This is a genomic window from Faecalibacterium gallinarum (genome assembly GCF_022180365.1).
Lineage (GTDB): Bacteria > Bacillota > Clostridia > Oscillospirales > Ruminococcaceae > Faecalibacterium > Faecalibacterium gallinarum.
In genome coordinates this window covers 14376-29479 of the sequence record NZ_BQKV01000002.1, presented here as the reverse complement: position 1 = coordinate 29479, position 15104 = coordinate 14376, and the positions used below count along the sequence as shown (strand labels likewise).

The following is a 15104-nucleotide window of genomic DNA, read 5'->3' as shown; positions in this document are numbered from 1 at the left end:
AGCAGTAAGCTGAATTGCCCGTTTACGGGCGGGAAGTAACAAATCTTTCGCGGCTGGCAGATCGTACTTACGCGACGTGACGCGTGGCTAGTATTCTAGGGCTATGCCCGCATATGAAAAACCCCCGGCTATGCCGGGGGATCATTATTTGCTTTTGGAGGAGAGGGGCGTTCACCGGCCGCGGCCACCGCCGCCGCCATGGCTGCGGCCTCCGCCCATACCGCCGAAGCCGCCGCCCCCGCGAGGCCCGCCGAAACCACCCGGACGGCCGCCAAAGCCGCCCCGGGGGCCGAAGCCGCCTCTGGGCCCGCCGAACCCGCCGCGGGGCGGGCGGGGCGGGCGGGGAGGCCGCGGAGGCCGGGGCGGGCGGGGTCTGCCGCCCCAGTAGAAGCCCGGGCCATAGAAGAACCGGGGGCCCGGGCCGCCGGGTCCGCGAGGCCCGCGGGGGCCTCTGGGGCCGCGGGGCATCAGAATCAAAACCAGGACCACTGCAATGATGACAACAATCCAGACTTCCATTTTCTTTTACTCCATCTGCTGGCGTTTACCGGCCGCGGCCACCGCCGCCGCCGTGGCTCATGCCGCCGCCCATGCCGCCGAAGCCGCCGCCGCTAAATCCACCGCCGCCGAAACCGCCGGAGTGGCCGCCAAAGCCGCCAAACCCTCCCGGAGGCGGGGGCGGCGGATTGCGGGGGCCCCGAGGAGGCCGGGGGCCTCTGGGCCCACGAGGGGGCCGGGGGCCACGGGGAGCAAACCAGCCGAAGGGCCCCCAGTGCCAGCCAAAGCCGTAATATCCGAGGGGCCAAACCATGGCACGGAACAGGACAAAAACAAAAAAGAACAAAACAAGGATTGTCAGCGCCCAGGAGAAAATGGCCGACAGGGTTCCAAAGAACCCGAGCCCGCCGCTGGACTGAAACTGTTCGCCCTCCAGGCTGACGCCGTAGATATCGGCAATGGTGCCGGCCACAGCGTTGGCACAGGTTTTTACCGCCGCGTCATAGTCCTTGGCCACGAAGCTGTCCTCCATGGTCTGGGCCAGGGCGCTGGCCTGTTTTTCCAGGGTGGTGTTCCGGAACCCGTCGCCGTAGGTCAGGTAGTAGTCGCCGTCGGCGTAGAGGGGCGACTCCATCACCAGCAGGATCAGAACGCCGTTGTTTTCCTTGGCGTCGCCGATCCCCCAGGTATTAAACACATCCAGAGCGTATTCCTCGGTGGAGGCCGAGCCGGTATAATCCACCGTCACCACACCGATCTGTGCGCCGGAACAGGCGCCTTCCAGCTGGCCGTTGAGGCTGTCCAGGTACTGGGCTGTCTCCTCCGAGAGAACCCCTGCCGCATCCACCACGCACTGGTCTTGGGGCAGAGTGGGCAGCTGCACCGCCAGGGCCGCCGGGGCAAAAGCCGCCGCGGCCACCGCCAGGGTCAGAGCTGCGGCGCAAAGCCGCTTTAAAATTCCTTTCATGCGAACAATTCCACCTCCTCAATTCCGAACAGAGCTCCCAGCAGGTTGGCTGGGAACCCGCCCGTCTCACCCTGATACCGGGTGACTTCTTCGTTGTAATGCAGGGAACCCAGAATGGTCCCCGCCGAATTGAACCGGCCGTACTGGGTCTGGACCGCCCCCATGTTCAGGGGATCCTCGGCCAGCTCCTGCATCTTGGCGTAGAGCTGGTCGATGGCCGAATCCAGAGCGGCGTTGGCTTCATACATGGCGTGCATACTGCCCTCGCCCTCGTCCAGCTGGGCCTGGCAGTCCTCAAACTGTTCCAGCGTCTGCTGGGCCTGGGTCACCTCAGGGCTGTCCGATCCCAGCCCCTGGGTGTTCAGGGCGGAGGTGATCACGTTGGCCGCCGTAAAGGCCCGCTCGGTGAGTTCCTCGCTGAGGGTATAGCCGTTATCGGCGGCCACCCCCACACTGTACCAGCTCTTGGCCTCATTGTACCGGCCCCGGAGCTTGGCCCCGCCAACCCCCACCACCGAGCCGGCCACGATCACCAGCGCCAGCAGCGCGGCGGCGGCCTGCTGCTTTAGGGGGGCGGGCAGGGCTTTTTCCAGCCCGGCCAGCTTCTCCTGGGCGGGGGTCAGGCTGCGGGCCGGGGCGCTCTCCGCCTGGGGGCGGTAGCTGCCGGCGTCAAAGCCGCCGGGAGCCTCGGCTTTCTTTTGGGAAAAATCTCCGTTTGCCATCTTACTTGCGGATCTCCATCATCTTTTGTTTCAGTTCGTCCTCGATCCGGGTCAGCTCCTGCTGCGCTGCTGCCCGCTTGGCCCGGCCCTCCGACTGGATCTTGTTCAGCTCGTCCAGGGTCTCGATCAGGCTCTTGTTGGTCTGCTGGAGGGTCTCGATGTCCACCACCCCCCGCTGGGTCTCCCGGGCTGTTTCCAGGGTGCCCAGCTTGAGGGCCTCGGCGTTCTTCTTGAGCAGGTCGTTGGTCATGTTGGTGACCGCGCGCTGGGCCTCCATGGCCTGCTGGCTGTGGGCCAGGCCCAGGGCCAGCACCATCTGGTTCTTCCACAGGGGAATCGTGTTGACAATGGTGGACTGGATCTTCTCGGCCATCATGGTATTGTTGTTCTGCAACAGCCGGATCTGGGGGCCCATCTGGAGGCTGATGTTTCGGGTCAGCTCCAGATCATAGAGCTTTTTCTCGAACCGCTCGCACTGATCGGCCAGATCCCGGGCCGCCTGGGCGTCCTCGGGCAGGCCGGAGGCTTTGGCCTTGTCCATAGCCTGCTGGAGGGCCCCTGCCCGTACCTCGGCCAGCTTCTTTTTGCCGGCCAGGATATACATGGACAGCTCCTTGAAATAGGCCATGTTCAACTCATACATCTTGTCCAGCATGGCGATGTCCTTGAGCAGCTGGACCTGGTGACTCTCCAGCATGGCCTGGATGTTCTCCACGTTGGTTTCAGCCTTATTGTACCGGGTCTTGAGCTGTTCCATCTGGTTGGCCTTCTTTTTGAAGAAGCCCAGAAAACCCTTCTCCTCCTCGGAGGCGTCAAAGTTTTTCAGCTCGGTGACCAGGTCGGTGATCATGTCCCCCACCTCGCCCAGGTCCTTGGTGGAAACCTTGGACAGAGCGGCCTCGGAAAAATCGCCGATCTTCTTCTGGCAGGCGGAGCCGTATTGCAGCACCTGCTGGCTGTTGGTGATGTCGATCTTCTCGGCGAAGGCGTCCACCATCGCCTGTTCTTCGGCGCTGAGCTTGACCTCGGGGGCGGCCTGCTGGGCCGGCGCTTCCTCGGCGGGGGCCGGGGCGGCCTTTTCTTCCTCCATCGGGTCCAGGGTCAGGCTGGGCACAGCGGGGGCGTTCAGATCAAAATCCAGAGTATTGTCTGCCATAATGATTCTTCCTTTCCTTATTCTTGCTTGTTGCAAAATGCCGCAGTTTTTAGGGGCCTCAGTGGCCGAGGCCCTGGCCTTTGAGCATATTCTGGAGCACCGTCAGATCGGCGGACAAGTCCATGCTCTCGGAGGCATAGAGGCTGTCCAGCTGGTTCTCGAAGGCGGTGGCGATGCTGGCCATGTTTCGCTCCACCTCGGCCCGGATGGCCGCCGCGTTCTCGCCCCGGACCCCCTGGCGCGCCATGGTGGCGTACTGCTGGAGGATGCCCACGGCGTCGGGCAGGTAGTAGTTGGCAAAGCGGCGCACCTGCTTGGCCTTGGCAGGGCTGGCCTCCACCGTCTCGACGATGGAGCGGCCGGCCTTTTCCATTCGGTCCATGGCGGCGCTCATGGCCGGGTCGGGCAGAGCCTCGTTCAGGGCGTGGAGGGCATCCAGCTTTTGCTGGATATCGGCCAGCATCTGGTCCACATCCTCCATCCCGGTGTGGAAGGGCACTTCCCGCTCCACCACCCGGGGCGGGCAGAACCGTTTGGCCGCCCCGAAGCTGACCGCCGTGGCCACCAGGGTCAGCACCAGAGCCCACAGCTTGTACACCGGGAGCAGGGCGCAGAGCACCAGGCAGACCGCCGCCGCCCCATAAAAGGGCAGCACGCTGGGCTTCTCGGTGCGGATGATTTTACTCATGGTCTTGTCCCCTCTTTTCGTTGATTCGGCCAGGTTTTTGGCCTGATAGTACCATAATAAAGCCTTTTGGCCAAAAGGCAAGGATTTCACGAATAATTTACAGGTTGGAAATCATTTCACAAAATCCTTACTTGAGCCAGGGCCCCAGGGCCTCGGCCCAGGCGGCCCTCAGGGCGTCCGGGCGGCAGGCCGCATTGGCGGGGCTGGTGCTGGGCAGCCGCACCGCCGGGATGCCGCTGACCGGCTGGAGATATTTTGTGTAGATTTTATGGGCGGTGGCCCCGTTGCAGAACACCGCCTGGATGGGGGCGGCCCGGAGCAGGGCGGCGATGTCGTTGGGCACCGCATCCCGGATGGAGGCGTCCGACGCCCCGGTGATGGTGCAGCTGGCCAGGGTGTCCCAGAGGGCCAGCCCGTGATTTAAAATAATCCGCTTTTTTGCTTCGATGTCCTCCCGGGCGGGCACCGGTTCCCCGGTGAGGGCCGCCAGCATGGGCCAGAAGCGGTTCTGGGGGTGGCCATAATAGAAAGACATCTCCCGGCTCTTGGGGCTGGGCCAGGTGCCCAGGATCAGCGCCCGGCTGGCCGGGCCGTACACCGGCGGGAAACTCATGCTTTCCCCTCGAGGGCCGCCCAGGGGGAACCCAGATCCGCGCCGGAGGGCCGGGCCTCGGGGCCGCCGAACCAGAGCTCTTCAATCAGGGCGGCCAGGCCGTCCTCCCGCACGTCCCCGATCACCCGGTCGGCGGCGGCCTTGGCATCGGGGGTGCCGTTGGACATACAGCAGCCCAGCCCGGCGGCCCGGAGCATCCCGCAGTCGTTGGCGGAGTCCCCAGCAGCCACCGCCTGGCTCAGAGGGATGCCCATGGCCTCGCAGAGGTTGGCCAGGCCCACCCCCTTGTCCATCCCCTGGCGGACCACATCGTAAGAATTATACCCGTTGGGGTCGGTGGCCCCCACCTTCATAAAATGGAGCCCCAGATACCCATATTTCTCCTGGAACTTTTCTACGGCCTCGGCGGGGGCGATCATAAAGGCCGCATGGGGCATATCGATCAGGTGGCGGTCCCGGTCCTCGCCGTCCAGGCAGGCCAGCCCCGAACCCTTGGCCCGGGCGTAGGTGTCCCGCAGGTACTCATAGCCCGCGTAGGCGTAATAGGCGTCCCGGAAGTTGAACTGCAGGGGGTAGCTGTAATCGTCGCAGAAATCCACCAGGGCGTACATCTCCTCGGGGGTGAGGGGGTGTTCGGCCACAATGCTGCCCTTGCTGTCCAGAACACAGGCCCCGTTGCAGGTGATGGCATAGTCGAACCGGATGCCCCCCAGCTGGCCCGGGTGGTTCACCGCCGCAAAAGCCCGCCCTGTGCTGAGGACGAATTTCGCCCCGGCGGCCTGCATCTTCTTGACCGCCGCCACCACCGCCGGACGGGGGCATTTTTCCCCAAAGGGGACGAGGGTATTGTCGAAATCGCTTGCCAAAATCTTGTAGTCCATAAACTTTCCCCTGTTTTCTCTTTTCTCGCCGGGGCCCGGCCCCGCGCTCAGAAACAATTTAGAATAGTATAGCACAAATCGGCCCGGGTGTGGAGCGTTTCAAACAGAAAACCGCCCCGGCCAGGGGCCGGAGCGGTTTCAATGGTTCCGATTCGATTAAACAAAGAGGGCGATGACGATCTGCATCCCGACGCCCAGCAGCGCGCCGGCGGCCCAGGTCAGGCCGGTGACGAATAGATTCTGCTTCCAGGAGGGGTTGGCCCGCCAGAGCACCGCCAGGCCCACCCCCGCGCCGGTGCACAGGCCCGCCACCAGGCTGGAAAAGCGGAGCGCGCCTTCCAGATACATCTGGGTGAGCAGGACGCTGGCGGCGCAGTTGGGGATCAAGGCCACCGCCGCGGCGAACACCGGCTGGAAGAAGCCCATCCGGCCCAGCGCGTCGGAGATGACCTCCTCGCCCACGCCCTCCACCAGCAGGCCAAAGGCCAGGCTGAACACAAAAATAAAGAGGAAGATCTCAACGGTATGCCGCAGGGCCGCCCGCCAGAGGGGGTGCTGGTGGCCGCCCTCCTCGTGGGTTTCGTGGCAGTCCACCTCGTCGGCGTGGCCGGTGTAGCCGCCCCGCAGGGACTTGGGCAGCAGAGGCCGGAGGGCGAAGTCCAGCACAAATCCGAACACCACAGCGTAGATCACCTTAATGCCCAGCAGCAGCACCAGTTTGTCCCAGTAGGCGGGCATGGAGAGCAAAAGGGGGATGGCCTCGTCGCTGGTGGCAAGGTACACGGCCATCAGGGTGCCCAGGGTGATGACCCGGGAGGCGTAGAAGTTGGAGGCCACCGCCGAGAAACCGCACTGGGGCACACAGCCCAGCACAGCCCCCGGCACCGCGCCCCAGCGGCCGCCGTGGGCCAGCACCCGCTCGATCCGCTCGCCGTGGCGGCGCTCCACATATTCAATAAACAGATATGCCGCAAAGAGGAAGGGCAGCATCTTCACGGTGTCGTGGAGGGATTCCTCCAGCACTTCCAAAAACAATTCCATAGGGGTTCTCCTGTCCGCGCGGCGGGGCCGCGAATCAATTTGCAATCAGTTTGCGTTTTTCAAGCGAGAGCCATTATACACGTTCCCGGCCCAAAAAGCAAGCCCAATTTGCAAACTTTTTGCTTTTTCGGGCGCGAGACACCTTGGGTGGGGACCGGAAAGCCCGAGTCGCGACAATCAAAGCCTCTGCGAACCTGAACGCGCCCATCCCGGTTTTGATTCTATCTTTGCCGCAAAACAAAAAATCCAATCCGGGAGCCTCGCCTTCCTCTATAATTCGCAATTTGCAGCAACACAAAAACCCCCGCCAGACTTTCGGCAGGGGCTGGAGCGCAATAATTGAGATACCTTCAAAAAGGCGGATAAAATCCCGCACAGCCCGCAGCTGACGCGACACGGGGCTTACACGAACCTTAATTTGCAGGACCTGAGACTGTCGCGACCCGGGGTTTACACGAGCCTCAGAGCCTTGGGAGTTGGCAGGGCCTCGGATTGTCGCGGCTCGAGCCTGCCGTTTTCCCCCAACCTACGGCGCGGTTAAAAAATCAGCCCACGTTGATGTGGCCCTCGGGCAGGATCTTGCGTTTGTTGTCGTCGGGCTTGGCGGTCAGGCTGATGGCCAGAGAGACCGGCCCCACCCGACCAATGAACATGACCACCATATAGACCACCTTGGCGAAGTTGTTCAGCTGGCCGGTGACACCCACTGTCAGACCCACGGTGCCAAAGGCCGAGCAGGACTCGAACAGGGCATCAATGACGCTGTCCACAGCGGGGGCGTCGTAGAACACCACCAGAGTGGCGATGATGGCCGCCAGAGCACCCAGGGTAATGATGGTCAGGGAGCGGTAGACGGTTTTGTGGTCGATCCGGTGACCGTCGATGACACATTCATCCCGGCCCTGGGCCACGCTGCGGATGGTCAGCACCAGCACCGCGAAGGTGGTGACCTTGACGCCGCCGCCGGTGCCGCCGGGGGCCGCGCCGATGAACATGAGGACGCTCAAAAGCAGTTTACTCACCGGACTGCAGGCCGCCAGGTCCACCGTGTTCATGCCAGCGGTACGGGCAGACACCGACTGGAACAGGCCGGCCATCAGTTTGCCCGGCACAGAGAGGGGGGCCAGGGTGGCGGGGTTTTTCCACTCCATCAGAGCGAAGCCCAGCGCGCCGCCCACCCAGAGCAGCATCGAGAAGATCAGCACTACCCGAGCGTGGAGGGAGAGGCGGCGTTTTTTCCGCCACTCGCCGATCTCCACCCAGACCATGAAGCCCAGGCCGCCCGCCATAATCATAAACATGACCACGGCCTGCACATAGTAGTTATTGACATAGGAGGCCAGGGAGGAATATTCCCCGAACCGGCCGAACAGGTCAAAACCCGCGTTGCAGAAAGCCGAGATGGCTGTAAAGACGCTGACCCAAATGCCTTCCAGCCCGAACTGGGGCACAAAGACAAAGAGCAGCAGCACCACGCCCAGCGCCTCGAAGGTAGCCGCCAGCCGGATCACGATTTTCAGCACCTGGGTAGCCTGGGCGTAGCCGTCGGCCGAGACGCTCTCGCCCAAAAGCCGCAGATCCCGGAACCCCATCCGGCGCCGGGCCGCCAGGGCAAAAAAGCTGGTCAGGGTGACCAGGCCCAGGCCGCCGATCTGGATCAAGAGCAGGACCACCGCCTGCCCAAAGGGAGAGAACTGGGTCCAGGTATCCCGGACCACGAGGCCGGTGACGCAGGTGGCGCTGGTGGCGGTGAACAGGGCGTCAATAAAGCCCAGCCGCCCGCTCCGGCTGGAGATGGGCAGGGTCAGCAGCACTGCCCCCAGAGCGATCACCAATAAAAAGCTGACACAGATAATCTGAGCCGGGCTGCGGCCCGCCAACAGGCCGCCCTTACGGCCGACCGCAGCCGGTTTTTTTCGTTTTTTCATCATTCTTATAACCTCCACCTTCCTCCGGCCGCCCGGAGGCCCCGGCGCCCCTATGGACGCCGCGCCTATAGCATACACCATTTTTGCATCCGGTTCAACTTGATTTTGCCTCCATCTTGCGGTATTATAAATCTGCTGCCTGGTTTGGGCCGCGGCCCCCGGGCAGAAAATACGGTTTGTCTTCGTAGCTCAGGTGGATAGAGCGTCCGCCTCCTAAGCGGCAGTTCGTTCGAATCCGGTTGGACCCGAAAATTGAATATTTTTTGTATAAGCCCCCGTACCTCACCGGGATAGAGGGTCCGCCTCCTAAGCGGAATGTAGTGAGTTCGAGTCTCGCCGGGGGTGCCAAAAATGACCGCTGTAAGCCGTTTTTCGATGGTTTACAGCGGTTTTTTGTTTTAAGCAAAAAGCGTATAGCAAAGGGAGGGTTTCCATTCAATTTTGTTGTATGCTTGCTAATTGGATTTGAACAGTTTACACGCGCTTGCTAAGAAAAATCGAGTCCCTGCTAATTCGATTTTTCGGACTCATTTGCTGCCGGGTGTTGCCGAGAGCAGCGCCGCCAGAGTATTTGCCAGTTCCGGCGACTTACGAAGCTGTTCCACCAGGGCCTCCAAATCCAATGCGGTAGGTGCCGGTTCCTTTTCTTCCTCTGGGGGACGAACCGAACGCAAGTCGGGATTTGCGTAGAAGGCACTCTCAAACTTCTGGGCGTTGATCTTACGGTCCTCGTCCAGAATATGAGAATACACGCTGGTGATCATGTCGATCTCTGCGTGGCCCGTATCGCCCTGAGTGGCCTTCAGGTCGCCGTGGTTGAGTTTCAGCTTGTAGGTGGTGCTGGAATGTCGGAGGGAGTGAAAGACCACTTTGGGAAGCCCTGCCTTCTCCCGCAGCTTCTCAAACGACTTCAGGATGATACGGTCCTCGCAAGGCCGACCATTGGGCAGCGCCACCACTAAATCGTAGTCCTGATATTCGTCACCGAGAAATCCCCGAAGTTCATCCTGAGATGCTTTCCATTCTCGCAAAATGTATGCCAAGGTCTTGGGTAGCCATACCTTGCGGATACTGGAATCGGTCTTTGGCTTTTTCAAGATGACTCTGGTGCTGGTGTTGGGAAATAAGGGCGTAAATACATGGTAGATGTCCTTTTGCCCCAACATCTCGATGGCCCGCTTAGAGGCCCGCGTCAGTTCTTTGTCGATGTAAACATAGGCGTTGTCAGCAGCAATTTCTTCATCGGAGATGTGGACGTTGCTCCAGGTCAGTCCCAGAATTTCGCCCATACGCAATGAGCAGGCAAAAGAGAGGTTCATAGCCACATAGAGTTTGCTGTCCGTACACTGATCCAAGGCGGTACGGATCATTCCCGCATCCCAAATGTCCCGCTTTTTATATTCGCTCTTCGGCAGGATAACATTGTCAAAAGGATTTTTGGCAATCAGTTCCCAACGGACAGCTTGCTCATGCTCGTCCATAGCTCTGAGGGTCAGCATCACATGGCAGTGAACATTGTGTCCGGGCGGGTCTGGGTCATGGATGGCGAAGTCGGCAATCATCCCCTTGGAAACAAACTGCTTCTCGCAGTAGTCCCGGACCATCTGCGGGTACTGCTCTGGTGGGACTTCCTTGGGCAAGGCCAGCACAAAGCGCCTGGCCAGCTGGGCGTTCCATTGTTTCTCGGCAGCCTCCACCGAGTTCCAGAGGGTTTCCCGGTTAGCGTATTCCGGCGGAGCGTGAGATGGCAGCATGATTTCCGTGTACAGGATGCCGCGCTTGCCGGAGTAGTTTTTGGTTTTCTGATCGTATTCCGAAAACAGCTTCTCCCCGCTCTGGTAGGCTGCGCCTGCCACAGCTGATTGTCCCTTGCTGCGTTGGGTGATCGTGATGTCAAAGTGTGGGTTGGGCAAAGCGTTCACCTCCAAACAAAAAAGGGCTGTTGCTCAACTCTCGTTTTGCAACTGCCCCAATAATATAGCTATACTTGTGGTCGCCGTCATGTAACCATTGCTTATATTGCAGAAACCGTTTTTACGATATAAAATAGCTTTACCCGGAAATGAATAAAAAGCATTAAAATTCCTTTTATTTAACCGTAGGACAAAGTTTGTCAAGGTGATTTTACAATCTTTTTGAAATTTCATTATATTGACATTGCTTTTCCATACTGGGTGCGCTTTGCCTGATATGGGGCGCGTTGCAGGAGATCGCGATGCAGTCCGCAGAAAAGCTCGAAGACGTGAGCACCGCTGAGTACGAGGCGCAAATGTTTGCGTTCACCAATGAGCAAGTGATTTCCTGCCGGGCGCGGATGGCTGAAAAGTTGTCTACACCCAGATTTTACGTCAAATTTTCAACATTCCTCTTGACAGGCTGGCTTTTGGTGGATATACTGTGACTGAAAATTGCGTGGATTTTTCTGGATTCGATCACCTTTTCGCCACACACCTAGGCGTGTTTTGTCTAGGTGTGTGGTTTTTTTGTACCCTTTAATTTCCATAAAAAATAAATATGTTGTGCTTTTATAGCATTTCTACGACAATTTTAAAGTTCGTTTCCTTCCTCATTTTTGCTTTGTTTCTACTTCTGGTCACTACAGACAAAGCCTTTGAAGCAGCGGGCATACCGCGGGAATTTTACGCCAGAAGCTGGCACATCAGCAATTCTCTTTTTTCTTCTTTATTTTTTACTGCTGGATGCAGGACAGCAGAGCGTTTTTACTAACCGGATTGATCGCACATACCGTTCTCATGCAGGGTAGAGCAGTTTGTGATCCCTCCCTCAACCCGGAATGGTCAAAAAACATTCCATACTTTAAGAGAATTCGCTGGTTCCAAGAAGTGCAGCGAGCACTTCTGCCAGAAGCAGGACCGGCCTTCTTTCAAATAAGATCGCCGGTCCTGTTTTTTGAAGCAAATATAGCGTCCTGATTTCGTTTATCAGCGCATTCCTGCGCTTTTAAAAAAGTTTTTCATGGAAACCACAAATCATCACAGGAGGTAAAACAATGGCCCAATTTCCCACAAATTTTCTTTGGGGCGGCGCAACCGCTGCCAATCAGTGTGAGGGCGGCTACAACGAAGGAGGCCGCGGTCTTGCGAATGTTGATGTCGTCCCGTTTGGCGAGGACCGTTTCCCTGTCGCGTCCGGGCGGATGAAGATGCTGACGTGCGACGACGCGCACGAGTACCCTTCCCATGAAGCGGTGGACCTGTACCACCACTACAAGGAGGACATCCGTCTGTTCGGCGAGATAGGCTTCAAGTGCTACCGGATGTCCATTGCCTGGACCCGGATTCTCCCGAACGGCGATGACGACACCCCCAACGAAGCGGGTCTCGCCTTTTATGACAGCGTGTTCGACGAGTGCCATAAATATGGCATCGAGCCACTGGTCACAATTTGTCACTTTGACACTCCGATAGCCCTCATTCGCAAATACGGCGGCTGGAAGGACCGCCGCATGGTCAATGCCTACCTGAAATACTGCGCCGTGATCTTCAACCGCTACAAAAACAAAGTGCGCTACTGGCTCACCTTCAATGAGATCAATATGCTGCTGCACATGCCATTCATTGGTGCGGGCGTTTATTTTGAGGAAGGAGAGAACCCAGAGCAGATCAAGTACACGGCGGCTCACCACGAACTGGTCGCAAGCGCCAAGGCAGTCAAGCTGGCGCATGAAATCATGCCAGACTGCATGGTGGGCTGCATGCTGGCCGCCGGGCAGTATTATCCGTACACCTGCAACCCGCTGGATGTGCAGGCCGCGATGGAGGCGGACCGGGACAACTACTTCCTGATTGACGCGCAGGTGTACGGCGAATACCCCGTCTGGGCGCTGAAGCGGATGGAGCGCGCGGGGGTGCGCATCGACTGCACCGCGGAGGACCGCCGGGTCATGAAGGAGGGTGTAGTGGACTTTGTCTCCTTCAGCTACTATTCCTCTCGCACCACCTCTGCGGACCCCGAGGTGCTGGCACACCAGAGCCAGGGCGGCAACGCGGTGTTTGCTACTGTGAACAACCCCTACCTCGACGAGAGCGAGTGGGGCTGGCAGATCGACCCAGTGGGCCTGCGCATCACGATGAACAGCCTCTACGACCGCTACCGCAAGCCGCTGTTCATCGTGGAAAACGGCCTCGGCGCAAACGACACGGTGGAGCCGGACGGCTCCATCCACGACCCGTACCGTATCGCGTACCTGCGCGCACATATCGAGGAGATGAAAAAAGCAGTTCTGGAGGACGGCCTGCCGCTGCTGGGCTACACGATGTGGGGCCCCATCGACCTCGTTTCCAATGGCACCGGCGAGATGAAAAAGCGCTACGGCTTTATTTATGTGGACAAACAGAACGACGGCTCCGGCACATTGGAGCGCCGCCGCAAAGACAGTTTTTACTGGTACAAAAAGGTCATCGCCTCCAACGGCGAAGACTTGGACTGACGGTGGGCATTCTGCCGCGCCGCGGCGTGAGAAATAGGGGCACGACCAAGGAGGATAAATCATGGCAAGTAAATATGATGGCCTTGCTCGCATTATTTTACAAAATGTCGGTGGCAAGTCCAACATTACAGGAATCCGGCACTGTGTCACCCGGCTGCGCTTCAATTTGAAGGACGAGAGCAAAGCCAACACAGACGTTCTGAAAGAAACCGACGGCATTGTCACGGTTATTCAGGCAGGCGGCCAGTACCAGGTGGTTATTGGCAATCAGGTGAGCGATGTGTACGATGCAGTCATCTCGGTCGGTCATCTGGAACAACTGGCAGAGGGCCTTGCAGATGAAAGCGGAAACGCCCTGGGAGAGGGCGCAGGCGGCGCAAAACCCAATCTGCTCAACCGTTTTTATTGATGTGATCTCCGGCTGTATGCAGCCGATCCTGGGCTGTCTGGGTGCATCGGGCATCATCAAAGGCCTGCTGGCTTTCAGTGTCTCAATGGGATGGATGGCCCCCAGCTGGGGCACCTATCAGGTGTTGTATGCGTTTGGTGATGGATTTTTCTACTTTTTGCCGATTTTTCTCGGCTATACCTGCGCCAAAAAGTTGAACTTTGATGAGTTCATCGGCATGGCAATCGGCGTCGGGCTGGTCTACCCCAATATGGTCGCCATGCAGGGTTCCAGTCCACTTGGCACGATTTTTGCCGGCACAGCGTTTGAGATGAGCTACACCACAACCTTTTTAAAATTACCGGTTTTCTTCCCCGCGTCCGGTTATCCCAGCTCTGTGGTGCCGGTGCTGCTGGCCTCATTGGTCACGGCGAAATGGGTGTATCCGTTCTTCCGCAAAATCTTCCCGGACACAGTCAAGCTTTTTCTCGTACCACTTTGCACCGTTTGCGTTATGTTGCCGCTGACCTACCTTGTCGTTGGCCCGGTTTCCTCGCTGCTGTGCGGCGCGCTGCAGTGGTTCTTTGGCTTGATTTTTAATCTTCCGGTCGTCGGCGGCGCAGTTGCGGGCGCTCTGGTTGGCGCATTCTGGCAGGTGCTGGTCATGTTTGGCCTGCACTGGGGTCTGATCCCGCTGATGTATTCCAACATCGGTACGCTGGGGTATGACATTGTGCTCTCCCCCAACAACGTCTGTTCCTGGACGGAGTTCGGTATCCTGGCAGCGGTCGTGCTTAAAACCAAGAGCACGAAGACCCGCGGTATTGCAATTCCTGCGATGATCTCGGCCTTCTTTGGAATCAGTGAACCGGCCATCTACGGTATTACCCTGCCGAAGAAAAAGCCTTTCCTGTGTGGTCTCTGGCATTGGCGGCGCAGTGATCGGGCTGCTGGGTGTCAAGTCCTATCTTTCCGGCGGTTTAGGCCTGTTTGCATGGCCGGCATTTATCAATCCCAACCCAGCTCCGGGCGAAAACCCGCTGTACAGCATGCTTGTGTGTATCGTAGTTGCTGTAATTGCCGTCATTGTTACATTTGTGATCACCTGGTTCACCTACAAAGACGAACCGGACCGCAAGCGCACAGATGCCACACCTGCACAGAAAGAACCTGTTTTACAGGACGAGCGCTCTGATGCTCCGACCGCAGGGGCAGATGGCCTGACAAAAAACGTAATCGTTGCCCCTATTCGTGGCGAGGCAAAGCCGCTGAGCGAGTGTAAGGATGAGGTGTTCAATTCCGGGGTGATGGGACAGGGCGTTGTCATCGAACCGGAAGAAGGACGGGTATATGCACCTTGCGATGGAGAAATCACAAATCTGTTTGAAACGCTGCATGCCATAGGCATGAGCGGACCAGAGAATACAGACCTTTTGATCCATGTTGGTATGGACACAGTGGGGTTAAACGGCCAAGGATTTACCGCCCATGTAAAAACCGGCGACAAGGTTAAAGCCGGTCAATTGCTGCTGGAGTTTGATATGGACTTCATCCGCTCCAAAGGTTTGCCTGTGACTACCCCGGTCGTTGTAACAAACTCGGATGATTACCCCGGTCTGACAGTACACGCCGGCAATGTAAATCACGGTGATGCGCTGATTTATTTAAGATAATCAGACAAAAACCTAACGCGTTGCCACACAGTATTCACTATGAGAGAATTTTCAGAAGTAGTTCGTATGTTGTTGTATTCTGTTTGTGAGGGAGAAGAA

15 protein-coding genes and 1 tRNA gene are annotated in these 15104 nt (G+C 58.4%); 6 read left to right on the top strand and 10 right to left on the bottom strand.

Features of this window, described 5'->3' with window-relative positions; translation table 11 throughout:
- Nucleotides 1-128: 128 nt before the first annotated feature.
- From JCM17207_RS00305 to JCM17207_RS00265, 9 genes are all read right to left on the bottom strand, one after another.
- Nucleotides 129-401, bottom strand: coding sequence for a hypothetical protein (locus JCM17207_RS00305; RefSeq protein WP_238315457.1), 273 nt, complete (start codon nucleotides 399-401; stop codon nucleotides 129-131).
- 143 nt (nucleotides 402-544) lie between these two features.
- Complete coding sequence (locus JCM17207_RS00300) at nucleotides 545-1465, bottom strand: TPM domain-containing protein (RefSeq protein WP_238315456.1); 921 nt, start codon at nucleotides 1463-1465, stop codon at nucleotides 545-547.
- Nucleotides 1462-2187: a LemA gene (locus tag JCM17207_RS00295; RefSeq protein ID WP_238315455.1), complete on the bottom strand. Its 726-nt coding sequence runs from the start codon at nucleotides 2185-2187 to the stop codon at nucleotides 1462-1464. The genes JCM17207_RS00300 and JCM17207_RS00295 overlap by 4 nt, the downstream gene beginning before the upstream one ends.
- Before the next feature lies 1 nt (nucleotide 2188).
- Nucleotides 2189-3343 (bottom strand): toxic anion resistance protein, encoded by a 1155-nt coding sequence (locus JCM17207_RS00290; RefSeq protein WP_238315454.1) that lies wholly within the window; start codon nucleotides 3341-3343, stop codon nucleotides 2189-2191.
- Nucleotides 3344-3401: 58 nt separating this feature from the next.
- A complete protein-coding gene (locus JCM17207_RS00285) occupies nucleotides 3402-4031 on the bottom strand; it encodes a 5-bromo-4-chloroindolyl phosphate hydrolysis family protein (protein WP_238315453.1) in 630 nt (209 codons plus the stop codon).
- Between the two features lie 127 nt (nucleotides 4032-4158).
- Entirely contained in the window at nucleotides 4159-4644 is a 486-nt protein-coding gene (locus JCM17207_RS00280; protein WP_238315452.1) for a DNA-deoxyinosine glycosylase, read from the bottom strand.
- Complete coding sequence (locus tag JCM17207_RS00275; RefSeq protein ID WP_238315451.1) at nucleotides 4641-5525, bottom strand: HAD family hydrolase; 885 nt, start codon at nucleotides 5523-5525, stop codon at nucleotides 4641-4643. The genes JCM17207_RS00280 and JCM17207_RS00275 overlap by 4 nt, the downstream gene beginning before the upstream one ends.
- A 156-nt stretch (nucleotides 5526-5681) precedes the next feature.
- Nucleotides 5682-6566: a putative manganese transporter gene (locus JCM17207_RS00270; protein WP_238315450.1), complete on the bottom strand. Its 885-nt coding sequence runs from the start codon at nucleotides 6564-6566 to the stop codon at nucleotides 5682-5684.
- 545 nt (nucleotides 6567-7111) lie between these two features.
- On the bottom strand, nucleotides 7112-8497 hold the full coding sequence (locus tag JCM17207_RS00265) for a TrkH family potassium uptake protein (protein ID WP_238315449.1): 1386 nt from the start codon (nucleotides 8495-8497) through the stop codon (nucleotides 7112-7114).
- A gap of 268 nt (nucleotides 8498-8765) precedes the next feature.
- On the opposite strand from JCM17207_RS00265, the gene JCM17207_RS00260 reads away from it, so the two are divergent.
- Nucleotides 8766-8842 (top strand) — tRNA-Arg (locus tag JCM17207_RS00260).
- A 179-nt stretch (nucleotides 8843-9021) separates the two neighbouring features.
- Here the strand turns inward: JCM17207_RS00260 and JCM17207_RS00255 are convergent.
- On the bottom strand, nucleotides 9022-10407 hold the full coding sequence (locus tag JCM17207_RS00255; protein ID WP_238315459.1) for a MobA/MobL family protein: 1386 nt from the start codon (nucleotides 10405-10407) through the stop codon (nucleotides 9022-9024).
- Nucleotides 10408-10709: 302 nt separating this feature from the next.
- Here JCM17207_RS00255 and JCM17207_RS00250 point away from each other — a divergent pair, with 302 nt between their 5' ends.
- The 5 genes from JCM17207_RS00250 (at nucleotide 10710) to JCM17207_RS00230 (ending at nucleotide 15005) form a co-directional block, all read left to right on the top strand.
- The gene (locus tag JCM17207_RS00250; RefSeq protein WP_238315448.1) at nucleotides 10710-10895 is read left to right on the top strand and encodes a hypothetical protein; all 186 of its coding nucleotides are present in this window, start codon (nucleotides 10710-10712) and stop codon (nucleotides 10893-10895) included.
- A 609-nt stretch (nucleotides 10896-11504) separates the two neighbouring features.
- Nucleotides 11505-12944, top strand: coding sequence for a 6-phospho-beta-glucosidase (locus JCM17207_RS00245; RefSeq protein WP_238315447.1), 1440 nt, complete (start codon nucleotides 11505-11507; stop codon nucleotides 12942-12944).
- A gap of 61 nt (nucleotides 12945-13005) precedes the next feature.
- A complete protein-coding gene (locus JCM17207_RS00240; RefSeq protein WP_238315446.1) occupies nucleotides 13006-13353 on the top strand; it encodes a PTS transporter subunit EIIB in 348 nt (115 codons plus the stop codon).
- Nucleotides 13283-14527, top strand: coding sequence for a PTS transporter subunit EIIC (locus JCM17207_RS00235; protein ID WP_238315445.1), 1245 nt, complete (start codon nucleotides 13283-13285; stop codon nucleotides 14525-14527). Before JCM17207_RS00240 ends, JCM17207_RS00235 begins: the two co-directional genes overlap by 71 nt.
- Nucleotides 14430-15005: a PTS sugar transporter subunit IIA gene (locus JCM17207_RS00230; RefSeq protein WP_238315444.1), complete on the top strand. Its 576-nt coding sequence runs from the start codon at nucleotides 14430-14432 to the stop codon at nucleotides 15003-15005. Before JCM17207_RS00235 ends, JCM17207_RS00230 begins: the two co-directional genes overlap by 98 nt.
- Nucleotides 15006-15104: the final 99 nt, after the last annotated feature.